Origin of the sequence: Paenibacillus sp. TAB_01 (genome assembly GCF_043945595.1) — a bacterium.
Taxonomy (GTDB): Bacteria; Bacillota; Bacilli; order Paenibacillales; family NBRC-103111; genus Paenibacillus_S.
This window is the reverse complement of sequence record NZ_JBIFNP010000001.1, coordinates 3,179,519-3,201,312: the sequence shown is the minus strand read 5'-3', so window position 1 is coordinate 3,201,312 and position 21,794 is coordinate 3,179,519. Positions and strand designations below refer to the sequence as shown.

The window sequence follows — 21,794 nt, the reverse complement described above, 5'->3', positions numbered from 1 at the left end:
TTGGAGAAGGGGGCAGGAAATGAATGCATACGACAGGGCGATATAACATTCTGATTGTCGATGATGAGCCGTTATTCAGGCTGGCTTTGCGTAATTTGTTAAGCACCGGCGGGTTCAATGTTCAGGTTATCGGCGAAGCGTCGGATGGAGAAGAGGCGCTTCTTTATAAAGATCACGATCCTATGCCGGATCTGATTTTCGTAGATATGAAAATGCCCCGGATGAACGGGGTTGAATTCATTAGAAGGTGGAAGGAGGATTCCGGAACAGGGATAGGAAATCAAGCAATTTTCATTGCTTTAAGCTCCTACCAGGATTATGCGTTTGTCCGGGATGCTTTTTTACTGGGGGCGTTAGATTATATTGTGAAGGTGGATATGACCCCCTCCTATCTTCTCCCTGTTGTCGAGAAAGCCTTAGCGGAGCTGGACAAACGCAAGCTTGAGCCATGGATTGACATGAACAATAAAATAAACGGCAAGCAGGCGCTTTTCAAAAAAATGCTCCAGCCGGATTCGGATGAAGAAGCGGTGCGCAAGCAGCTGGCGGAACTTGGCATTGTTCTCTCGGAGAAGGAACGGGGATTGGCCGTTATACTGACGGATAGGCAGCAGCCGGAGAACGGCAGGGAAGCCGGAGGCGAGGTCATTCGGTCTGTGTTGGAGCAGGTATTGCAAGCAAAAGGGCTTCAAGCGGAAATTGTCATCGTTCAGCCGGATGAGCATGTTTTATTGTTATACCAGACGCAGGTCTCAAGCTATATGTATTTTTGGAACCGGAGCCATGAGTTATTTAGCGTCGTCCAGCGGAGGCTGTCCCGTTATGCGAACCTGACCGTAACCATTGGAGTCAGCACGATCGGCATGAAGCCATGGAAAAGCTTATACAGGGAAGCGGTGGAGGCGGCTTCGCTTCGGTTCTTTTGCGGAGGCGGCAGGCTGTTCCTCCCGGATTCCCGTAAAGCTTGGGAGTATGAGCAGGCGAAGCAATTGCTGAAGGAATCCGAGACCGATGCGGAAGCCCGGGCACTGCTGGAGACATTGGGCAATCCTGGACCGCAGTCTGTGGGAGAACAGGTTTCAAGCATGGTCGCAGCGCGGCATTCCAGCGGCAGAGGAGGAGCAGGTGCGCAAGCTGTTCTCCGACTTTGTCTGGAAATTAGGTGCGGTTTTACTAGCCCGAGACTGCAAATGGGAGCAGCTGCAGGAGCCGTACCGGCAGCCGTTTCAGCTGCTCGATCAATGCAGGACGCTGGCGCAGCTGTGGGAGCAGCTAAAAGGGCTGATCGAAGCCGTTCATCTCAAACTGCATGAGTCGCCGGTTCAAGGGAAAAGCCTGCTTCAGCAAGCGAAAACGTATATAGACCGCCATTACGGGGAAGGGATTACTCTGACCTTGCTCGCTCATTGGGTCGGTGTCAGTGAAAGCCATCTCAGCAAAATGTTTGTTAAAGAGGCCGGAGAGAAGTTTATCGACTATTTAACGAGAATCCGCATCCAGAAAGCGAAAGAGCTGATGGGAACAGGCATGAAGCTGTATGAAATCTCGGAGCGGGTCGGCTACCCTAATCCGGAGCATTTCAGCCGTGTGTTTAAAAAAGAAGCCGGACTCAGCCCGGCACAATACCGTGACCGCATGGAGTCACAAAAATAATCAAGGAAACGACAAAAAAAATCATCCTCTTGCTCTCCTGGTTTTGACAAAATAAAGGAGCAGTGAAGCGATAGTAAAGGGGAGTTAAAAGATGAGTAGAAAGCGTTTTCTGGCAGCACTTTTAGGTACGGCTATGATCCTTCCCGCCTGCTCCGGCGGTGGGGCAGACGGCAGTTCGACAGCTGCTTCCGGCTCGGACAATCCGGCGAAGACCAAAGGTCCGGTGACAATCGAATTTGCGGCGGGATTGGATTCCTCGGGGGAAATGGCGAAATCGATCGACCGGTTCAACAAGGCTCATTCCGATATCCAAATCAAATATGTGGAGCTTCCTCAGGTTCCCAATGAGCAGCTGACCCGCTACACCACGTGGTTCAACAGCAAGAGCAAAACGCCCGATCTGCTCCTGACCGATGTCACCTGGCCCAAAATGTTCGCCTCGGCCGGCTGGATTGCACCGATTGACGAGTACGTTGATGCGGAATACTTGAAGCAGTTTTACCCGGCGGCCGTGGATGTGGCCAAAATCGACGGAAAGCAGTACGGCATCCAGGGCTGGGTGGATGTAGGCATGATTTACTACCGGAAGGACCTGCTTGAGAAATATAACCAGCAGGTACCCAAAACGTGGGACGAGCTGGAGAAGGTGTCGCAAGAGATATTGAAAAAGGAGAACGATCCGAACCTTGTCGGCTATGTGTTTCAAGGAGCTAAAATTGAAGGCGCTACCATCAACTGGCTTGAATTTTTATGGAGCAATGGCGGGGACGTATTCGATGCCAACGGGAAGATCAAAGTAGATACGCCTAAGGCGATTCAAGCGATGAAGAAAATGTACGATCTGGTGCAGACGTCCAAGGTTTCTCCCGTCAGTGTAGCCACCTCGAGCCCGAATGACAATCAGATCGTATTCGGCAACGGCAACGCGATATTTATGCGAAATTGGCCCAATTCCTTTGCCAGCCTGAAAGAAACCAAGGTCAACGGCAAATATGACGTCATGCCTATTCCGCAATTCGAAGGCGGGAAAAGCCAGCCGAGCACAGGCGGCTGGGTGTACGCCATTAACAGCAGTTCCGAGCATAAGAAGGAAGCCGCCGAAGTGATGAAGTTCTTCCTGTCCGATGCAGAGCAAAAATCGCTTGTTATCCAGACAAGCAAAATCGCCACCAATCGTAAAGCGCTTGCAGACCCTGAGGTCGCTTCGAAGCAGCCGATCTCCATTAAAGCTCAAAGCTTGCTGGAGACGGCCAAAAGCCGGCCGGCGCTTCGCGCTTACGAGCAGTTCAGCAGGGCTATGCAGACGCAAATCAATCTGGCCTTGAACGGCCAGAAGGATCCGGAGCAAGCCATGAAGGATGCTCAAAAAGAAATAGACAAGATTAAGGAGTGAAGCCGGTGCCGAGTCCCTCCATCACGATACAGCAGCGGAAAACCGTTTCGCGAAGACACAGGCGGCTGAATGACAAGACATTGGCTTTTCTGCTGATCACACCGCCTGTATTATTTCTGCTCTTATTTACTCTGTATCCCATCTTAAGAGTTTTCTGGATGTCGCTTCATCAAATCTCGGTGTCCCAGCCTTGGCTGGGCACCCCCTTTGTCGGCTTCGATAACTATGCGGAAGCCATGAAAGATACGCGTTTCTGGCATTCGACAGGCTTTACGCTTGCCTTCTCCCTCGTCACCGTCGTGTTTGAGATCGGGTTCGGCTTGTTTCTGGCCATCATTGCGAATAAGACGTTTCCATTTCGCAGCTTCGTTCGCGCAGCGATTCTTTTTCCATGGGCGCTGCCTACAGTGACGAATGCGCTGACCTGGAGATGGATGTATAACTCCGATTACGGCTTGTTTAACGGATTGCTGATGCAATGGGGGTGGATTGCGAAGCCGATCAACTGGCTGGGCAGCACGGATCTCGCATTTATTGCAGTGTGTATCGTTGCCATTTGGAAAACCTCCTCCTTTATGGCCATTATTTTGTTGGGCGGACTGCAGTCCATCGGTCACGATATTTATGAAGCCGCCCATATTGACGGGGCCAGCCGGACGCAAGCCTTCTTCCTGATCACGCTGCCTTTGTTGAAAAATGTATTTCTTGTCGCTCTTGTCCTGCGGACCATGCATTCGCTGCAGGCGTTCGACCTCATGTTCGGTCTTACGCAGGGCGGTTCGGGGAACTCAACCGAATCGCTGCCGATGTATATTCATACAAAGGCGTTCATCGATCTGGAATGGGGCTACGGATCAGCGCTCGGAGTCTTGTTATTCGTCATTATATTTGCCATTTCCATGCTGTATTTAAAGTTTTTATATGAACCGGAATGAAGGAGGGGCTATTGTGACCCGTTATAGCAATATAAACAAAATCATTTTCTTTATGACGATAGCGGCCCTGATCATTCTTTCCTTCTTTCCGTTGTATTGGTTGTTTATTTCGTCATTAAAGCCGTCAGACCAATTATTTTCCATGCCGCCGAAGCTGTTTACATTGACGCCGACGCTAAAGCATTATGCCGCCGCTTTTCATACGCAGCCGTTAGCGCTCTATTACTGGAACAGCACGGTTGTCGCCTGCATCACGCTGGTCATCACGCTTATTCTAGGCTGCATGATCGCTTATCCGGTGGCCCGTCTTACCTTTCGCGGGAAATCTGCCGTATTGATGCTTGTAGTTGCGACCTCCATGTTTCCTGCGATGACGATGGTGCTGCCGATCTTTTCCGCTTTGCGCGATATTGGCCTGTTGAATTCGTTCATCGGCTTAGGGGTAACGCATGCCGCTTTTTCGCTGCCGATGGTCGTCTGGCTGTTATCGGCACTCTTTAAGGAGGTTCCTATGGAGCTGGAGGATGCGGCTCTGATCGATGGATACAACCGTCTTCAAGCCTTTCTCAAAATCATGCTCCCGCTGGCGGCGCCTGCGATGGCGACAGCCTCTATTCTGGTGTTCGTCAACAGCTGGAATGAATTTTTATTCTCGTTCACGCTGATGAGCGAGGCCGGTAAGCGCACGCTTCCGGTAGGGATAATGATGTTTCCCGGAGAGTTCGAATTTCCGTGGGCGACCATCTCAGCGGCGATTGTCGTATCGGTCGTTCCGCTTGTGCTCGTGATTTTGCTGTTCCAGAAGCAGGTTGTGCAAGGTTTAACAAATGGAGCTGTAAAGGGTTAACGCTTACCATAAGGAAAAGGAAGTGGAGCAACGATGAGAATTTTATTATTAGATCTGGATTCCTTAAGTCCGGATCATATGGGCTGCTATGGCTATCACCGGAATACGACGCCGAATATCGACAAAATCGCCGGCAATGGCGTTCGCTTCGACAATTACTATACTTCGGACGCGCCTTGCTCGCCCTCTCGTGCAGCGCTGATGTCAGGACGCTTCGGGATCCATAACGGCATTGTAGGTCATGGCGGGACTGCCGGAGATATGCGGCAGGAAGGCGCGTCGCGCAGCTTTCAGGACAAGCTGGCGCATGAAAGCTTGCCTGCCCTGCTCAGGTCGTCAGGTTTGAAAACGGTGCTGTTCAGCCCGTTCGGGGAAAGACATTCGCAATGGACCTTCTACGCGGGATTCTCTGAAATGCACAATACCGGAAACCGGGGCATGGAATCGGCGGAGGAAGTCACTCCGGACGTCTTGAAGTGGATCGAGCACAATGCTTCGGAGGACAATTGGTTCTTGTATGTGAATTATTGGGACCCGCATACGCCATACCGGGCGCCGGAGGGCTTCGGCAATCCGTTTGCCGATGAGCCGCTTCCTTCCTGGCTGACGGAGGAAGTGCTGGAACGGCATAAGCGGAAGGTCGGTCCGCACAGCGCCCGCGATATTAACATGTATAACAATCTCACGCATCCGTCTTATCCACGGCATCCCGGCGAAATTCTGGATATGGACGGGCTTAGAACGATGATCGACGGCTACGACTGCGGTATACGTTATATGGATGAGCATATCGGCCGACTGTTTGCCGAACTGGAACGGCAGCAGGTCATGGATGATCTGGTCGTTATTATTACAGCGAACCATGGCGAAAATATGGGGCAGCTCGGTATTTACGGGGAACACGGTACTGCGGATCAGGGCACGTGCCATATTCCGATGATTGTCAGCTGGCCGGGAGTAACGCGTTCGCATGTAGACAGCGGGCTGCACTATCATCTGGATCTTTTGCCGACGCTGGCCGATTTATTGAAGAAGCCGGTATGCGACAGCTGGGACGGACAGAGCTATGCGGCTGCTTTAACCGATGGCCAAGACTGCGGAAGGGAGTATCTGGTAGTATCCCAATGCGCGCATGTGTGCCAAAGAAGCGTTCGCTTCGGCGACTGGATTTATATGCGCACTTACCATGACGGCTATCATCTGTTTCCTGAGGAAATGCTGTATCATTTGAAAGATGACCCCTACGAGCAGAAGGATGTGGCGGACGCTCACTTGGCCGTTCGCAAGGATGCGGTGTACTACTTAAATCAGTGGCATGACGAGCAGATGAAATCGATGCCGTACGATACGGACCCGTTGTGGACGGTCATGAAGGAAGGGGGCCCCTTCCATGCAAAGGGCCATTTGAAGGCCTACGCCGTCAGATTGGAGCAGTCGGAGCGGGGAGACGCGGTAGAGGAGCTGAGACGGCGTCATCCCGGAGAATTTACAATTTAATCCGTACCTTTAAATGACAATTTCACTGTACTTTATATAACCATCCAAGCACCTCCAGCCCTCTTCGGTTGGAGGTTTTTTTAGTGAACCTGACCATCTTGGGCATAAACTTTCGCCAAAGCCCAGCATTCGACAAAATAAACCGCTTACATTTTACAAGTAAATACATTAAACTAGCAAATAAGAGTAAAAAGTTGTCCTTTGACATTACCAAATAAATTTAGAAGGATGGATCGAATATGAGTATGAATTTGAAGCTTAGATTGGCAAAGCCGGAGCGTGAAATTCCGCTTCCAACCGTGTCGCGGCTGGAGCTGGATGAGGCTGTATTTCACCAGCTGGAGGAATGGGCGGGAAATATGAATCTGATAGCCGTGCATGAGGCGACCGGCCTGGCGCTCGCCTGCCAGCTGAACCGGACCGCGTTGTCGGCGACCCCCGATGCGATGCAGCAAGAGTGCGCGTTGTATGTCCTGATCAGCGAATGGCCGGCAGAAAGCGATGGGGAACTGGCGTTCTCATTCGATAAGAAGGATAAGCCTGACGTAACGCCGATCGAGAGGACGAACCGTCCGTGGAGAGATATCCCCGGCGTTCATTTGGAGCATCAAGAAGAGAACGCGCGGGTGGTCGTCTGCATCGAAGGGGCGATGTTTACCCGCTACCTGTACTCTCCTTTCGTAGGGAAGCCTTATTATTATCCGATGATCGGGCCGAACGGCAAATCGCTGCTTCAGGATGCGCCGGATGACCATCTGCATCATCACGGGCTCTGGTGGGGGCATGACGATGTAAACGGGCATCGAGTGTACCATGAATTCCGAGGGGAAGGCCGTCAGGTTCACCGTTCCTTCCTTGCTATGTTCGGAGGAACCGGTATTCGGTCAGATCACCTCGCTTATCGACTGGAGAGGGGAGAACGGGGAATTGCTGCTGACGGAAACGCGCAGTGTTCGCGTCTATAATTTGCCGCCGGAAGCAAGAGCTGTCGATCTTTGCACCGAGCTGCATGCCGTCAACGGCGACGTTCAATTCGGGGATACGAAGGAAGGCGGGTTTCCGTTTATCCGTGTGAACGAGCAGATCAACGGGCATCACACCGGACGGCTGACCGCCGCCAGCGGCAAGCAAAATGAATCGGAAATTTTCGGAACCGTGACCGAGTGGGTGGATTACAGCGGCACCCTATACAATCAAGTTGAAGCCGGGATTGCGGTATTTACCCATCCGTCCAATGAAACGTTTGCTTCTCAATGGTTTGTAAGAGATTATGGGCCGTTTACGCCGGCCAACTTTCATTTCTGCGGGGGAAAACAGCTTCCGGAACGAAGAGACGCTCCGTATGAAGCACCGTATCTATATTCATCAAGGCGATGTGACGAGCGGTCTTGTCCGGCAGCGTTATGAGGAATATGTTCAGCCGCTGCCGTTCGAGGTGTTCACCGTTTAAATCCGCGTAGCGGGGAAACCATCCAAAGGATAACCGGAAAGGAGCGGACGGCTGTGAACCGAATCAGAATCACTTCAAAGGGGATTGAGAAAACACTTCGCAAATTCAATTACCTTCAAGCGGTTTCCGAGTACATATGGAACGGATTTGATGCGCGTGCGACCGTTGTCGATATTCAGCTGCAGAGGAACCCTTTGGGCGGCATCGGCCAAATCACCATTGCAGATAACGGATACGGCATAGCCCGCGATGCGCTGGAGAGCAAGTTTACTCCTTTTTACGAATCGGAGAAGCAGCTCGATCCCGGCAAACGCGTCCGCGTTACCTCGGCCATGCACGGCAAAAACGGTATCGGCCGTTTAACGTTTCACCGTTTCGCCTCCGACGCCTGGTGGAGAACAACGTATAAGGACGAGGACGGGGCTTGTTGCAAGACGTACACAATCCATGTCCGTTCGGACCGGATGGATTCTTATGAGGCGACAGAGGCTGTTCCGGCGAATGACGTTCAAGGCACAGGGACGACCGTGACTTTCCACAACATCATCAAAGATTTCGTTTACGAAGAGCTGACAGCTTATTTATGCAGGGAATTCGGATGGTTTCTTGAGTTGAATAAGGACAAGGGCTTTGAATTAAAGGTAGATGGAAGCCCGCTGGATTATTCCAGCCTGATCAGAGAAAAGGAATACCGCGAGTTCGTGCACAAGCCGACCCAAACGGTATTTCATCTGAAATATATTCAATGGAATGACCGGATCAATCACGAGCATTCCAAAATTTATTTCATAGATTCATTGCAGATAGAAAAGCATAAGCAGCCGACAACCTTTAATAATAAAAGTGACTCCTTTTATCACAGCATTTATGTTCAGAGCCCGCTTTTCGACCATTTTGATTTTGATACGGAGCCGGACAATGAGCAGCTGGAATTCGGTTTCGGCGCAACCAAACGAGGCGAGGAATATCTCTTCTTGATCGATGAGGTTAACGCATTGATTAAACAAAAGAGGAAGCCGTATCTGAAGGCTTATTCCGATGTCGTCATTCAGGATTTCGCTGAAGCCGATGCGTTCCCGCCCTTTTTGGATATACCTGAGGATCGGCTTAAGAAGGAAGAGCTTGAAGGCGTGATTCGCGAGATGTATCAAGCGGCGCCGAAGGTATTCATCGATTTGAACCGGGAACAGAAAAAGATGGTGGTCCATCTCATTCATATGGCTCTCGGCTCTAATGACCGCGAGCGTTTGTTGAATGCTCTTTAACGACAAGCCAAGTAATATTGAAGGAGAAAATGAGGATGTACTTGATCGGACTCGACGTCGGTACGACGAGCATTGGCGGTGTACTCGTGGATGGAAGCAGCGGCGACATCGTAAAATCGGTGTTAAAAGATAATTATTCCGAGTGTAATACGGCGAATTCATGGGAGCACTGCCAAGATTCCGATCGGATCTGGCGTACGGTTCGCGAGGTGCTTGCCGAATTGAGCAGCGGGAAGGTGGAGATCGGCGGCATTGGCCTGACAGGGCAGATGCACGGGATTCTGTATGTTGACAGCCAAGGGGACGCGGTTTCGCCGCTCTATACATGGCTGTAACGAAAGAGGCTCGCTGCCGTTCGGCGGAGCCGCCTCCTACGCAGAGCATTTGTCTCTGCTGACGGCCAGCCCCGTTTCCCCCGGATTCGGGATGGCTACGCATTATTATAATACGCTGCAGAGAATGGTACCGGAGAAGGCCGTTAAGCTGTGCACGATAGCGGACTTTATCGCAATGAAGCTGTGCCGCGCCAAGGAAACGGCTATCGATCCTACGCTGGCGGCCAGCTTGGGATGCTTTGACCTGGAGACGGGGGAGTTCGATCAGGCCGCATTGCGGGCCGCCCGAATCGATCCGTCGATTCTTCCCTCCATACAGCCGACGGGGACTGTGATCGGTCAAACAGAGGACGGCGTACCTGTCGCTTGCGCGGCAGGCGACAATCAGGCGAGCTTTCTGGGAGCGGTCCGGGATATCGAGCATTCCATCCTCGTAAACATAGGGACAGGCTCGCAAATCTCCGTCTTTTCCAATCATCTGCTTCAGCTGGAAGGCCTGGAGGTACGTCCTTTCCCGGGAGGCGGGTACCTCCTAGTCGGTGCGCCGCTTGGGGGCGGGAAGGCTTATGCGCTCCTGGAGCGGTTTTTCAGGGACGTATGTGCCGTATTCGGCGGCTCCGAGGGAAGTCTGTACGAGCGGATGAACGCATTGGCATTGACAGCGGCAAAGGTTCCGCCGGGCGAGGGACTGCAGGTTGCCATACGCAGTTTTTTGGAACGAGGGAGGATCAGGCTCGGCGCGGAGCGATCGACCGGATCTCAGCCGATAATTTTACGCCGCAGCATCTCGTTGCCGGTTTCCTGGAGGGCATGACCGAGGAGCTGCTCGCGTATTATTTGCGGCTCCCGGAGCCGATGAAGCAAAGCCGCAAAGTATTGGTCGGCTCGGGCAACGGCGTAAGGCAGAATCAGGCGCTGCGCAGCAGGCTGGCGCAAGCTTTTATGCTGCCCCTGGAGCTGCCGAAGTACGCGGAAGAAGCCTCCTATGGGGCTGCGATCTGCGCAGGAGTAGGGATCGGTCTGTATCAAGACTTTACTTCCGCTCCCGGCAGGCCGGGACACGCTTGAGAAGGAGTACCCCGCAGGCAGAATCGGGGCTTATGTTATTTTAGCGCAAGCGCACCTTGTGCCATATTGCCTGCTTTCAGATATATGCTATAATAAGCTTACCATTCTCGTCATGTGTGACTGGCGTAACGTGAACCGACCACGAGGGAGCACATGCATATTACCGCCGTACGCCTGGGCAAAGTATTTGGTCGATTCATGACCGGATACTTTTTTTGTTTTTACTCACCAATCAGGAGGGCGAGTCTATGTCAAAGCTTCTAAAAACGCGAGAGCTGGCCAACCAGCTCTCGGAGACGATTCAAAGCCGTGTGGAGGCATGGAAGCAAAAAGGCATCCAGCCGGCCATCGCAACCATTCTGGTTCAGGGGGATCCGGCCTCGGAATATTACGCCAAAGCCAAGGAGAAGCTGGCCCGGAAGCTTGGCGTGAAGTTTCATTTGATGGTATTTCCTGCGGATATAGCTGAGCGGCATCTGCTTGAGGTAATCGAGACGCTGAACGAGGACGTTCATATCCACGGCATCATGCTGGAGCTGCCCGTGCCGAAGCATATCCGGGCGTCCCGTCTTGCGGATGCGGTCTCTCCCATCAAGGATGTCGACGGCATCTCTCCTGCCAACAAACTGGCCTGCATGACAGGCGAAAAGGGCCTGTACCCGGCAACGCCGCAGTCCTGCATCCGCATTCTGCAGCATTACGGCTATCCGATATCCGGCAAGCACGTTGTGCTGATCGGCCGCGGCGAAACGGTGGGCCGGCCGCTGATGCAGATGCTGCTGCGCGAGAATGCTACCCTTACGGTATGTCATTCGCATACGCAAAGGCTGGAAGAGCATATCGCCCAAGCGGACATTCTCATTACCGCAGCCGGGCGCAAAGGCTTGGTCACGGCGCAGATGGTGCATCCGGAGCTGGTCATCATTGATGCCGGCATCAATGAGAACGACGAAGGCGGGATCGCCGGCGATGTAGACCCGGCGGCAGCGGAAGCCGTTGAGGCAATGACACCTGTGCCGGGTGGCGTAGGCACGTTAACGACCGTCATGCTGTTTGACAATGTTTTGAAGGCCGTACAGCTTCAACATGGAGAAGGAGGCGCGGCGGAATGAGCATGTACGATCAGACCCTCCGCGGCTTCCTGAAGGAGGCCGCTTCGAAGGCGCCTACCCCGGGCGGCGGGAGTGTAGCAGCGGTTGCCGCGGCGCTGGGCGCCTCGATGGGCTCGATGGTGGCACGGTTGACCCAAGGGCCCAGGTTTGCAGCGATTCAAGAGGAAATGACCGACCTCGCTGAGCGGATGGAACGGGCTATAGCCGATTTGGAGCATGTTCTGCAGCAGGATATCGACGCATTCGGACAATACATGGCGGCGCTTGGCCTGCCTAAGGCTTCGAAGGAGGAAAAAGCGCTCCGCTCCAAAGCGATGGAGGCTGCGGCAGAGCGATCGGCCGAGGTGCCGCTCGGATTGATGCGGCAGTGCTCTGAGTTGATGCAGAGCCTTGCGGACTACTTGGACAAGGCTAATAAGAATGTGATCTCCGATTTGGCGATCGCCATGCTGATGCTGGAGGCAGCGGTACAATCCGCATGGATCACGGTAGAGATCAACTTGTCCGGGATCAAGGCGGAAGGCGTTGCGGAGGAGTACAGGGAGCGCGGGCTGGCGCTGATCAGCCAGTGCCAAAGTTTGAAAATGGACGCGCTGCACCGGGTTAGAGTGATAATTCAGGGGTAGCCGGGCGGGAAAACAATTAATATTATTAATGATTATCGGTATTAATTGATAATCGATTATCAAGTATTTTGGTGATGGCCATTGAGCAGACTGTTGAGCAAGTCTCAGAAACATAGCATCATTGCAGCTTTATATCACGGTTTAAATTCAAGCCCACAATGCGACTAACCCTCGCGTTGTGGCTTTTAATTAAATGAAGAAAGCAGCCGTAGTTCGGCTGCCTTTACTTAAATGAACCTATAATTTTAAAGTTTAAGTGCGCTCTTCAGTAAGATACGATTTGACGGAAGGAGCTTCATAAACCGAGAACTGCTTCAGCATCCCTTCCGGAGTCTCATCGGTAATGACCATAGCACGATACTTTGTCTGCATGAACTGATTGCGTTCCATAGTATCAAACATGGAGATAAGCGGATCAAAATAGTGATTGATATTCAGCAATCCGCATGGCTTTTGATGCAATCCTAACTGGCCCCATGTAAAGATCTCAAAATACTCTTCTAATGTTCCGGGGCCGCCGGGAAGTGCGATAAATCCGTCCGCCAATTCAACCATTTTTGCTTTACGCTCATGCATGGACTCCACCATTATAAGTTCTGTTAAGCTTGGATGCGCGATTTCACGATTTTGGAGAAATTGAGGGAGCACTCCAATAACGGAACCTCCATGATTCAGCACAGCATCCGCAACAATTCCCATAAGGCCGACATTAGCTCCGCCGTAAATGAGAGTGATTTGGTTTCGGGCAAGCTCTTGGCCTAATTGAATTGCGCTTTCTTTATAAATTGATGAGGAACCTTCACTAGAACCACAAAATACAGCGATTGATTTCATAATCCATCCCCCGTTTATTCATTTTCCGAGTAACGTGCCTGAAGCTTTTGTTTATGGGATATGAGAATATCCTCAAGCGAAATATCGTACTTATTTGCGATCACAATAAGATTTCCCAGAACATCTCCCAGTTCTTCGGTTAATTCGATTTTATTCTCTTGAAATGTGCCTGCGGCCTCGTCCGGACGGTCCCTGCCAATCTCTAGTGCGCGAATGGCACGTGCTACTTCTCCAGTTTCCTCAAATATTCGATCTTAAAAAACTCGAAAATAATAATACCATACTGAAGTTTAACAATCTATTTAGTTTATTCTTTTTCGCGTTCTGTGAACTAATAATTACAGGGGGCGGATACACCACAGGACAAGCTCAGGCGCTTGTTCTAGGGGGCTGGGAGGAGGAACAGCGTAAGGATACATGAAGGGAATCATTCTTGAAGACAACTTGATAAGAACTCCGCTTGAGACGTTGATCGGTTTCATGAATCGACGCACTGCTGTACGATGTGAGAATCCATTCTATTGAAATCACCCTATGAATTCGAGAGGAATTTAAAGTGGTTCTCCAGACCTTCAAGCCGGATTTATTAGTTTGTGCATACGCCCGCTCGCCGACTTGAAATTGACGTCTCAGGCAAATCTCTCAGCAGATATTCGGCGATATGAGCAGGTGTAGATGTAATAGCGGCAACCGGGAGAACGCGGAGCTTCAAGAGGTTCTCCGCGTCCGAAACTGTTCTCCCACTACGTCGATGGAGACTTGTGCGCAAGCTGTGCGTGGCAGGCCGCCGATCTCATAACCTGCGTTCCCGGATTTTTTGCTATACAGCCAAATTCCCCTGCCAGCTAAAAGTTAACGTCATTAATTACTTAATGACAAGCACAGGAATATCGGCATGCTGCACGATATTATGGCTCACGCTTCCGAGGAACAGCTCTTTCGTCTCGGATAACCCTCGGCTGCCTACAATAATCAGATCCGCTCCGATTTCTTTGGCATAATTCACGATGGTCAGCGCCGGATTGCCTATGAGCAGCGTGGCTTTTGCCTTAGACTTGGAAGATAATTCCTCATTTAATTTATTGATCAGCGCCTGCGTATGGCTCAAATATTGTTCCTCATAGTCTTCGGAAGGCGAGAAGAGCAGCTCCCCGAATACCGCAGCACGGTTTTGCAGCGAGTGTACGACCTCTAATCTGGATTCATGGCTTGCCGCAATTTCCAGTGCCTTGTCCAGTGCTTTCTTTGATAAATCCGAGCCGTCATAAGCCAATACAATAGTAGAGAACATGCCGCTTCATCCTTTCAATTGGGAATGCCTTTTTACATTATTACACTCCTGATGAACAATTAAACAAAATGATGTCCGAATGCCGGCAGAACTCCATGGATTTGCGCACCAAGCCCAAGCAGCGCCCATATACTGTAGGCGATGAGCAAATAAGACAGTGCCGCAAAGGAGAGGCATGCACCGGCGATTCGCTGCCGGAGTGCGGCCGGCCGCCGCGCAGCGCCGCAATGCGTATTTCGGATTCATGCGCTGGAAATCAGCTGGGGTCCATCGACACAGACGAGCGGCGTCAGTCCGTTTTCACATGAATCCCTCATTCTAAGGAGGATACAAAGATGTTGGCTAACACAATGCACCTTAAGGAGCTGGTGACGGCCCACCTGCCTCAAGGAGCAGTGCTGGCGACTATTGAGCGTCCCCAGCCTCATCCCGCTCTGATTGCCGCGGATTTAAACGGGAACGGCGGCGGGGTCGCCGCATCGGTCTACAAGGCGAACGACGGCAGTCTGCGCCTTCTCGTATTGCGGCGTCACGGCAGCGATTGGGTCAAGGTTGCCGATACGGCGGGGCCGGGCTATCAGGTAAGTCTGCTTACCTTCGCGCCGGTGCTGCAGGCCGGGAGAAATAACCTGGTCGTCGGCTGGCGGCTCGGGGCCATCTGGTCGAAGCTGTCCGTTTATGGCTGGACGCACGAAGGCATTCGGGATTTTGCGCCGGAGGATATGAATTACAGCTACATCGAAATCGAGGATATGCCCGGACCTGCAGGCAAAGACGGTCAAGCGGAGCTGGCGCTTTGGATTCATGATACCGGGGAGGCTTTCCGAGTAGAGATCGTTAGATGGAAGGACGGGGCGTTCACTGCGGCGCCGGACGTTTATCCGTATTACTTTCCCAGGGTGGTACGGTATTACGAGAGGCTGACCCGCGAGCATCCGGACTATGCTTTTTACTGGTACTACCTGGCTGATGCCCAGCTGAAGGCCGGCAGGCCTGCGGATGCGCTCGTCTCCGTCCAAAAAGCGATAAGCCTGAACCTGTCTTATCCGTCGAAGGAGATGCTGCTGGCGCTCCAAAACCAAATCGAACAGCAGCTGCACCCGCGCTGGCGCCGGCAGCCCGATTTGTTCCCCGCTTCGGTCAAAACAACGCATGACGATCAATGGGGCTATATCAACAGCAAGGGGCAGATGGTGATTCCTCCGCAGTACGAATATGCCAATGACTTTCAAGCCAACGGCTTCGCGGTCGTTCAGTCCCGCGGCCACAGCGGGTTAATCGATGCGAGAGGCAAGTATGTCGTGCAGCCGATCTATGATTCCATTACTCCGTTCTCCGAAGGCCGTGCAGTCGTCATCGACGGACAGGGCTTCAAGCTGATGGATGAGTCCGGCCGGATCGTTACGAAGAAGCCGTATTCCTACATTTCTACGCTTCATGAGGGACGGGCAATGTTCTATGTCATGTCTGGTGGCGGCAACAGTTTGTACGGCTATCTCGATAAGCAGGGCAATGAAGTGATTTCCGCACAGTACCTGGAAGCGACGGATTTCGCTAACGGGAAAGCCGTTGTGAAGGTCAAGGACGGGGAATATGCCCTAATCGGGCTCAACGGACAGCGTCTCGCGGTGTACCCTTACGCATTTGTAGGTCCCTTGGGAGACGGACTGCTTGCCTTCCAGAAGGAAACGAACGGAAAATACGGTTACCTGGATGAAAAGGGGAAAGTCGCCATTGCTCCGGCTTTCACGGGAGCGATGGCGTTTCAGGACGGCAGAGCGGTGGTAAATACCGCTGAGGATTACGGTTCGCGCTATGGACTTATTAACCGCTCCGGCGCTTTTGTCATTCAGCCGGGCTATAACGAAATCCGTCAGCTGGGAGACCGACGGGTCGCGCTGGGGAAAGCGATCGACCCTGAGCAGCCTTTTATCGGGTCGAGTTTGGCGATTGCTTCCGACGAGGGACGGCAGCTGACCGATTATTTATATAATGATGTAGAAGATTTCCATAATGGCCTTGCCTCGGTTAGCGACAGCAAGCAAACCTTTTTCATTGACCGCAGCGGCAAAGCCGCGAACGGTTATCCGAAAGTGAACGGAAGCGGCACGCTCACCCTGACAGGTTCGATCATCCAGGCAAATGTGGATCGCCGGTTATCGTATCTGGACCGCTCCGGGCGAGTGATTTGGCGGCAAAATACCGTCATTCCTTTGAGGCCTCCATATAAGGTCAGGGAGGAGAAATACAAGCCGAACAAGGATTATTTGGTGTATTATCCTCAAGTGGAAGGGATGGCCAATCAGAACGCCCAGCAGGAAGTGAACCGGAAGCTGAAGGTGATGTCCCAGGTGAAGCCTGTGCCGGGCAACGTGCAGCTCACCTATTCCTATACCGGGGATTTCGACGTTACCTTTTTCCGCAAAGACCTGCTTGTGCTGGAGCTGAACGGCTATAACTTCCCTTTCGGAGCGGCCCATGGAATGCCGACCAAGGAATACGCCCATATAAACCTCGTGAATGGGGCCATGTATCAGCTTCATGATTTGTTTAAGCCGGGCAGCCATTATACAGCGGTGCTTAGCGACATCGTCGGCCGGCAGATCAAGGAAGACCCGCAGTATTCTTACGTCTTTCCCGATACGTACAAAGGCATCAGCGCCGATCAGCCTTTTTATGTAACCGAGCAAGCGCTGCACCTGTATTTTCAGCCGTACGACATCGCCCCTTATGCTGCGGGATTCCCGACCTTCACGATTCCTTTCAAAGATATAATGAACATTATTGCGGTGGACGGAGACTTTTGGAAGTCGTTCCATTGATCGGCAAGCTTCCGCTCCTAAGCGCCAAATAGAATCATCCTGTCCAACACGCTGCCGATGAATTGCCGGGCGGAACAGCTTCCGGCACTATGAAATTTACCTCGGACGGCATGGCTGCGCTCTATCAATTGGGCCAGCGCTTCCGTGCGGCTATCAGCTTCTGCAAGACAGCTTTCTTCGGCCGCTGCACGCAGCTTTCCGGCGGCTTGAAGAGGCTGTAAGGAAATGGGATAAAAAGTTCGGTCATTGACGTATACCTCCAGGCGTAATAAGATAGCATTAGCGCGTTAAAGCTTTTCTACTATACATGGGAGGTCTACTGAATGAAATCTGCAAAACTATTATCCCTGCTGGTTGCCGTACCCTTGGTAATCATGGCGGGATGCGGATCCAAAGACACAGGTACGGCGCAAAGCGGCGGAAATGCTGCGAATGCTCCCGCTTCCAAAGTGGTCAAGATCGGCATCACTCAAATCGTGGAGCATCCTTCGTTGAACGCGACACGCGAGGGCTTCATTGCCGCATTAAAGGATGCAGGCTTTGAAGACAAAAAAAATGTGGAGATCGATTATCAGAACGCACAAGGAGATTCCACGAACAATTTGACCATTGCTCAAAAGTTCGCCTCCGATAAAAAGGACCTGGTGCTCGCTATCGCAACGCCATCCGCGCAAGCGGTTGCGCAGAACGTGAAGGACGCGCCGGTGCTGTTTGCAGCAATTACCGATCCGGTTGGAGCGAAGCTCGTCAAATCTTTGGATAAGCCGGGCGGCAATATTACCGGAGCGGCAGATACGCATCCGGATGCAGTGCCTAAGCTGATGGATTTCATCGCTTCCGATTTCCCGAAGGTGAAAACGGTCGGAATTATCGTCAACGAAGGCGAGCCTAATGCAGCCGTGATGCTGAAAAATGCCGAAACGGCTCTGGCGAAGCACAATATTAAGGTAGTCAAAGCTGCTGTAGCCAACAGCTCGGAAGTAAAACAAGCTGCCGAATCGCTGGTGGGCCGTGTCGACGCATTCTACATCACGCTGGACAACACGGTAGTAAGCGCTGTTGAGAGCATCATTAAAGTGGCGAACGAGAAGAAAATTCCGTTCTTCTCAAGCGACCGCGATACGGTTGAGAAGGGAGCGATCGCCACTTACGGTTTCAAATATTACGACCATGGCTACCAAGCCGGTAAAATGGCGGTTGAAATTTTGAAAAACGGCGCGAAGCCTGCGGACATGAAGATCAGCTTCCCGGACAAGCTGGACCTGATCATCAACCAGGATGCGGCTAAAGCGCAGGGCGTTGAAATTACCGATTCGATGAAAAGCAAAATGCAGGATAAAAACAACCTGCTGACCGGTACGACAACGAAGAAATAATGGTGCTTGACAGAGTGACCTTCGCGCATGCGGCGGGGTCGCTCTTCATTCTTTTATGGAGGCTGTACAATTATGGGCGATGCAATACTTGGCTCCCTGGAGCTGGGCTTATTTTATGCCATTATGGCGCTTGGCGTTTACATTACGTTCCGGATTCTGGACTTTCCCGATCTGACCGTTGATGGAAGCTTTACAACCGGAGGCGCCATTGCGGCCGTAATGATTTCACACGGTTCTTCTCCGCTGCTGGCAACTCTCTGTGCTTTTATCGGAGGCATGCTGGCCGGTGCCTGCACGGGCTTGCTGCACACGAAAGCGAAAATTAATTCGCTGCTCGCGGGTATTTTGATGATGATAGCGCTGTATTCGATTAATCTGCGCATCATGGGCAAAGCCAATATCCCGCTGCTCGGCGTGGATACATTGATTACGAATATTTCCGTCCTGTGTGTGATGCCTTTTGTCATCATTGCGCTGAAGCTCGCCATGGACTGGTTCCTGCATACGGATCTTGGTTTGGCGCTCCGGGCTACAGGCGATAACAAGCGGATGATCCGCAGCTTCGGCGTAAATACGGACAACACGATTATTGTTGGCGTCAGCTTGTCCAACGGCATGGTGGCCTTATCCGGGGCGCTTATCGCCCAGTACTCCGCATTTGCGGAAATTACGATGGGCGTAGGGATGATCGTGATCGGCCTGGCGTCCGTCATTATCGGCGAGGCGATTTTCGGCGCTCGGACCGTGTTCCGCGCCACTTTATCCGTTATACTCGGAGCAATCGTATACCGGCTGGTGGTCGCGCTGGCTCTGCGCGTAGGTTTAGAAGCAACCGATATGAAGCTGATGACGGCGTTGATCGTTATCGTTGCTTTGTCGCTGCCTATGATCCGAACCCGGCTTAAGCAAAAAGCGGTGATACGCAAAAGAACAAGCCAGCTGGAGCAGCTGAACGGCTTGGCGGAGACGAAGGGAGGCGGCAACCGGTAATGCTGGAAATGAAGCAAATTTCGAAGCTTTTTAATCCTGGGACGCCGGATGAGAAGGTCGCTTTGGCCGGCATTCAGCTCCATTTGAAGGAAGGCGATTTCGTTACCGTGATCGGGAGCAACGGCGCGGGGAAATCGACCTTGATGAATATTATTTCTGGGGTTATGACCCCGGACATCGGTTCGGTCCGCATTGCAGGCTCGGCGGTGGAAGCCATCCCTGAGCACAGACGCAGCCAATGGATCGGCAGGGTGTTCCAGGATCCGATGGCAGGCACGGCGCCGACGATGACGATTCAGGAAAACATGGCGATTGCCTATAACCGGAACAAACGTCGCGGTTTGAGCTTGGGCGTTACTGCCAAGAAGCGGGCGATGTTCGCTCAGGAGCTGAGTCGTCTCGGCCTTGGCCTGGAGAACCGTATGAACGCTAAGGTTGGTTTACTATCGGGCGGCGAGCGTCAGGCGCTCAGCCTGCTGATGGCAACCTTCACCGAGCCGCGCATCCTGCTGCTGGACGAGCATACGGCAGCGCTGGACCCTGCGAGAGCGGATCTGATTACAGGGCTGACGCAGCAGATCGTTCAGGACATGAAGCTGACGACACTGATGGTTACGCACAATATGGAGCAGGCCATCCGGCTCGGCAACCGCCTGATTATGATGGACAAGGGCCGAATTATTCTCGATGTGCCCGAGTCGGAGAAGCGCGGGCTGACGGTGGAGCGGCTATTGAAGGAATTCGAACGGATCCGCGGCGAGAAGTTTGCCGACGACCGGGTCGTATTGGGATAGGAGAAGCCGCAAAGCAGTCACCTGCTTAGCAGGCTGGAATGGATTGAACTGAACCGAAAGCTGGTCAACAAAGGTTGATCGGCTTTCGGTTTTGTTTTATACTACAATAATGATAATCGTTCTCACTTATGGGGGTGTAAGATCCCATAGGAGGGAGAGCTGTGCCATCTTATTGATAATGATAATTAATTTCATTTTCTATTCTACCGTTCCGCAATACCCTCCTATAGGGCGGTGCTCGTCCGCTAAAGACACTGAAAGAGAGATGGCTGTTTTACCGGCGTTATCCGTTATTCCATTGAGAATGAGTATTACTATCAGATGAACTGGTCCGCCGGTTGCTTTTGTGCTGGACCGAATGACACGGCTGTGGGCAGAAGGAGAGAAGAGTATGACAGGTAAGCCGGACTTATACGATGTAACGATTATTGGCGGTGGGCCCGCAGGCATGTACACGGCGTTTTACAGCGGCATGCGGGACTTGAAAACGAAGCTGATTGAGGCGAAGCAGGAGCTCGGGGGGCGCATGCTGATTTATCCCGAGAAAATAATCTGGGATGTCGGAGGCATGCTGCCGACGCTGTGTGCCGATCTGGTCCGGCAGCTGGAGCAGCAGGCGAAGACGTTCGATCCGACCATTGTGCTGGGACAGCAGATCGTAGGACTGGCCAGACAAGAAGACGGGCACCTTCGTCTTGACCTCCGCGACCGGAGAGAAGCACTATACCCGCACGATCATTCTCTGTGTCGGCTATGGCATCCTGACCATGCAAAAGCTGGAGATCGAGGGCGCCGACAGATATGAGGTGACGAATCTGCACTACACGGTGCAGGAGCTCGAGCCCTTCCGGGGAAAAAGAGTGCTTATTTCCGGAGGCGGCAACACCGCCGTGGACTGGGCCAATGCCTTGGAGCCTTTGGCAGCCCAAGTGACGGTTGTACACCGGCGCGACCAGTTCGGCGGGCACGAGAAGCAGGTTGTACGCATGAAGCAGTCCTCCGTATCCGTACGGACGCCTTATTCGGTAACCCAGCTCCATGGTGCCGGCGGCCGGATCGAGCATGTGAGCGTCACCCATATGGAGACGGGGGCATCCGAGCGGATGGAGGTGGACGAGGTGATCGTCAATCACGGTCTTAAATGCGAATACGGTTCGCTGGCGTCATGGGGACTTGAACGTCAGGACGAACTGATGGTTTTGAACGACCGGCGTGAGACGAATATTCCGGGCATTTTTGCCGCAGGCGATTTCACGAATTTCGGCCGCAAGGTCGGCTTGATTGCCGGAGCTTTTACCGAAGGCATTCGAGCGTTGAACAGCGCCAAGCTGTACCTCGATCCGGAAGCGCCTGCCATGGCCTTCGTTTCATCCCATAACGACCGGTTCAAGGAGAAGAACAAGCAGCTGGGCGTCACCGAGGATGAAGACTAGAACCGCCCCAATTAACGACAACAATCGAGGAGTGAAGGAAATTGATTCACACGGCACATAGAACAAAAGGCTG

21 protein-coding genes, 2 pseudogenes and 1 riboswitch are annotated in these 21,794 nt (G+C 52.4%); of the genes and pseudogenes, 20 read left to right on the top strand and 3 right to left on the bottom strand.

Annotated elements, in window-relative coordinates:
* The first annotated feature begins 23 nt into the window (after positions 1-23).
* The 14 genes from ACHHV8_RS15350 to ACHHV8_RS15285 all read left to right on the top strand — a co-directional run bounded on the left by ACHHV8_RS15350 (position 24) and on the right by ACHHV8_RS15285 (position 12,181).
* Positions 24-1,313 carry a response regulator gene (locus ACHHV8_RS15350; RefSeq protein ID WP_395159325.1) on the top strand — a complete coding sequence of 430 codons (1,290 nt, stop codon included), beginning with the start codon at positions 24-26 and terminating at the stop codon, positions 1,311-1,313.
* 82 nt (positions 1,314-1,395) lie between these two features.
* Complete coding sequence (locus tag ACHHV8_RS15345; RefSeq protein WP_395159323.1) at positions 1,396-1,653, top strand: helix-turn-helix transcriptional regulator; 258 nt, start codon at positions 1,396-1,398, stop codon at positions 1,651-1,653.
* A gap of 91 nt (positions 1,654-1,744) precedes the next feature.
* The gene (locus ACHHV8_RS15340; RefSeq protein WP_395159321.1) at positions 1,745-3,046 is read left to right on the top strand and encodes an ABC transporter substrate-binding protein; all 1,302 of its coding nucleotides are present in this window, start codon (positions 1,745-1,747) and stop codon (positions 3,044-3,046) included.
* 5 nt (positions 3,047-3,051) lie between these two features.
* Positions 3,052-3,981 (top strand): carbohydrate ABC transporter permease, encoded by a 930-nt coding sequence (locus tag ACHHV8_RS15335; protein WP_395159319.1) that lies wholly within the window; start codon positions 3,052-3,054, stop codon positions 3,979-3,981.
* Between the two features lie 13 nt (positions 3,982-3,994).
* Entirely contained in the window at positions 3,995-4,828 is an 834-nt protein-coding gene (locus tag ACHHV8_RS15330) for a carbohydrate ABC transporter permease (RefSeq protein ID WP_395159317.1), read from the top strand.
* 33 nt (positions 4,829-4,861) lie between these two features.
* A complete protein-coding gene (locus ACHHV8_RS15325; RefSeq protein ID WP_395159315.1) occupies positions 4,862-6,325 on the top strand; it encodes a sulfatase family protein in 1,464 nt (487 codons plus the stop codon).
* Positions 6,326-6,564: 239 nt separating this feature from the next.
* On the top strand, positions 6,565-7,290 hold the full coding sequence (locus ACHHV8_RS15320) for a DUF6807 family protein (protein WP_395159313.1): 726 nt from the start codon (positions 6,565-6,567) through the stop codon (positions 7,288-7,290).
* On the top strand, positions 7,253-7,732 hold the full coding sequence (locus ACHHV8_RS15315) for a DUF6807 family protein (RefSeq protein ID WP_395159311.1): 480 nt from the start codon (positions 7,253-7,255) through the stop codon (positions 7,730-7,732). The genes ACHHV8_RS15320 and ACHHV8_RS15315 overlap by 38 nt, the downstream gene beginning before the upstream one ends.
* A 96-nt stretch (positions 7,733-7,828) precedes the next feature.
* Positions 7,829-9,040 carry an ATP-binding protein gene (locus ACHHV8_RS15310; RefSeq protein WP_395159309.1) on the top strand — a complete coding sequence of 404 codons (1,212 nt, stop codon included), beginning with the start codon at positions 7,829-7,831 and terminating at the stop codon, positions 9,038-9,040.
* A 35-nt stretch (positions 9,041-9,075) separates the two neighbouring features.
* The gene (locus ACHHV8_RS15305; protein ID WP_395159307.1) at positions 9,076-9,375 is read left to right on the top strand and encodes an FGGY family carbohydrate kinase; all 300 of its coding nucleotides are present in this window, start codon (positions 9,076-9,078) and stop codon (positions 9,373-9,375) included.
* Positions 9,326-10,189: an FGGY family carbohydrate kinase gene (locus ACHHV8_RS15300; RefSeq protein ID WP_395159305.1), complete on the top strand. Its 864-nt coding sequence runs from the start codon at positions 9,326-9,328 to the stop codon at positions 10,187-10,189. The genes ACHHV8_RS15305 and ACHHV8_RS15300 overlap by 50 nt, the downstream gene beginning before the upstream one ends.
* Positions 10,123-10,443: an FGGY-family carbohydrate kinase gene (locus ACHHV8_RS15295; protein ID WP_395163520.1), complete on the top strand. Its 321-nt coding sequence runs from the start codon at positions 10,123-10,125 to the stop codon at positions 10,441-10,443. Before ACHHV8_RS15300 ends, ACHHV8_RS15295 begins: the two co-directional genes overlap by 67 nt.
* Before the next feature lie 106 nt (positions 10,444-10,549).
* A riboswitch (ZMP/ZTP riboswitch) is annotated at positions 10,550-10,630 on the top strand.
* A gap of 61 nt (positions 10,631-10,691) precedes the next feature.
* On the top strand, positions 10,692-11,555 hold the full coding sequence (locus ACHHV8_RS15290) for a bifunctional 5,10-methylenetetrahydrofolate dehydrogenase/5,10-methenyltetrahydrofolate cyclohydrolase (protein WP_395159303.1): 864 nt from the start codon (positions 10,692-10,694) through the stop codon (positions 11,553-11,555).
* Positions 11,552-12,181, top strand: coding sequence for a cyclodeaminase/cyclohydrolase family protein (locus ACHHV8_RS15285; RefSeq protein WP_395159301.1), 630 nt, complete (start codon positions 11,552-11,554; stop codon positions 12,179-12,181). Before ACHHV8_RS15290 ends, ACHHV8_RS15285 begins: the two co-directional genes overlap by 4 nt.
* A 252-nt stretch (positions 12,182-12,433) precedes the next feature.
* Here ACHHV8_RS15285 and ACHHV8_RS15280 read toward each other — a convergent pair whose 3' ends face one another.
* The 3 genes and pseudogenes from ACHHV8_RS15280 to ACHHV8_RS15270 all read right to left on the bottom strand — a co-directional run bounded on the left by ACHHV8_RS15280 (position 12,434) and on the right by ACHHV8_RS15270 (position 14,306).
* On the bottom strand, positions 12,434-13,015 hold the full coding sequence (locus tag ACHHV8_RS15280) for an LOG family protein (protein ID WP_395159299.1): 582 nt from the start codon (positions 13,013-13,015) through the stop codon (positions 12,434-12,436).
* Between the two features lie 14 nt (positions 13,016-13,029).
* Positions 13,030-13,257 (bottom strand): annotated as a pseudogene (locus ACHHV8_RS15275) (MazG nucleotide pyrophosphohydrolase domain-containing protein); the annotation flags it as partial.
* Positions 13,258-13,880: 623 nt separating this feature from the next.
* Positions 13,881-14,306, bottom strand: a complete 426-nt coding sequence (locus ACHHV8_RS15270) for a universal stress protein (protein WP_395159297.1) — start codon at positions 14,304-14,306, stop codon at positions 13,881-13,883.
* A gap of 335 nt (positions 14,307-14,641) precedes the next feature.
* Between ACHHV8_RS15270 and ACHHV8_RS15265 the strand changes: the two genes are divergently transcribed.
* The 6 genes and pseudogenes from ACHHV8_RS15265 (at position 14,642) to ACHHV8_RS15240 (ending at position 21,721) form a co-directional block, all read left to right on the top strand.
* On the top strand, positions 14,642-17,128 hold the full coding sequence (locus tag ACHHV8_RS15265; RefSeq protein WP_395159295.1) for a WG repeat-containing protein: 2,487 nt from the start codon (positions 14,642-14,644) through the stop codon (positions 17,126-17,128).
* 89 nt (positions 17,129-17,217) lie between these two features.
* Positions 17,218-17,349, top strand: a complete 132-nt coding sequence (locus ACHHV8_RS15260; protein ID WP_395159293.1) for a hypothetical protein — start codon at positions 17,218-17,220, stop codon at positions 17,347-17,349.
* Positions 17,350-17,451: 102 nt separating this feature from the next.
* The gene (locus ACHHV8_RS15255) at positions 17,452-18,504 is read left to right on the top strand and encodes an ABC transporter substrate-binding protein (protein WP_395159291.1); all 1,053 of its coding nucleotides are present in this window, start codon (positions 17,452-17,454) and stop codon (positions 18,502-18,504) included.
* 72 nt (positions 18,505-18,576) lie between these two features.
* Complete coding sequence (locus ACHHV8_RS15250) at positions 18,577-19,494, top strand: ABC transporter permease (protein WP_395159289.1); 918 nt, start codon at positions 18,577-18,579, stop codon at positions 19,492-19,494.
* Positions 19,494-20,288 (top strand): ABC transporter ATP-binding protein, encoded by a 795-nt coding sequence (locus tag ACHHV8_RS15245; protein WP_395159287.1) that lies wholly within the window; start codon positions 19,494-19,496, stop codon positions 20,286-20,288. The genes ACHHV8_RS15250 and ACHHV8_RS15245 overlap by 1 nt, the downstream gene beginning before the upstream one ends.
* A 391-nt stretch (positions 20,289-20,679) precedes the next feature.
* Positions 20,680-21,721: pseudogene (locus ACHHV8_RS15240) on the top strand (NAD(P)/FAD-dependent oxidoreductase).
* Positions 21,722-21,794: the final 73 nt, after the last annotated feature.

Bases quoted from the DNA above. Each gene is read 5' to 3' on its own strand.
- ACHHV8_RS15350 (WP_395159325.1), top strand. From the start codon at position 24: ATGCATACGACAGGGCGATATAACATTCTGATTGTCGATGATGAGCCG.
- ACHHV8_RS15340 (WP_395159321.1), top strand. From the start codon at position 1,745: ATGAGTAGAAAGCGTTTTCTGGCAGCACTTTTAGGTACGGCTATGATC.
- ACHHV8_RS15325 (WP_395159315.1), top strand. From the start codon at position 4,862: ATGAGAATTTTATTATTAGATCTGGATTCCTTAAGTCCGGATCATATG.
- ACHHV8_RS15320 (WP_395159313.1), top strand. From the start codon at position 6,565: ATGAGTATGAATTTGAAGCTTAGATTGGCAAAGCCGGAGCGTGAAATT.
- ACHHV8_RS15305 (WP_395159307.1), top strand. From the start codon at position 9,076: ATGTACTTGATCGGACTCGACGTCGGTACGACGAGCATTGGCGGTGTA.
- ACHHV8_RS15300 (WP_395159305.1), top strand. From the start codon at position 9,326: ATGTTGACAGCCAAGGGGACGCGGTTTCGCCGCTCTATACATGGCTGT.
- ACHHV8_RS15290 (WP_395159303.1), top strand. From the start codon at position 10,692: ATGTCAAAGCTTCTAAAAACGCGAGAGCTGGCCAACCAGCTCTCGGAG.
- ACHHV8_RS15285 (WP_395159301.1), top strand. From the start codon at position 11,552: ATGAGCATGTACGATCAGACCCTCCGCGGCTTCCTGAAGGAGGCCGCT.
- ACHHV8_RS15280 (WP_395159299.1), bottom strand. From the start codon at position 13,015: ATGAAATCAATCGCTGTATTTTGTGGTTCTAGTGAAGGTTCCTCATCA.
- ACHHV8_RS15270 (WP_395159297.1), bottom strand. From the start codon at position 14,306: ATGTTCTCTACTATTGTATTGGCTTATGACGGCTCGGATTTATCAAAG.
- ACHHV8_RS15265 (WP_395159295.1), top strand. From the start codon at position 14,642: ATGTTGGCTAACACAATGCACCTTAAGGAGCTGGTGACGGCCCACCTG.
- ACHHV8_RS15260 (WP_395159293.1), top strand. From the start codon at position 17,218: ATGAAATTTACCTCGGACGGCATGGCTGCGCTCTATCAATTGGGCCAG.
- ACHHV8_RS15255 (WP_395159291.1), top strand. From the start codon at position 17,452: ATGAAATCTGCAAAACTATTATCCCTGCTGGTTGCCGTACCCTTGGTA.
- ACHHV8_RS15250 (WP_395159289.1), top strand. From the start codon at position 18,577: ATGGGCGATGCAATACTTGGCTCCCTGGAGCTGGGCTTATTTTATGCC.
- ACHHV8_RS15245 (WP_395159287.1), top strand. From the start codon at position 19,494: ATGCTGGAAATGAAGCAAATTTCGAAGCTTTTTAATCCTGGGACGCCG.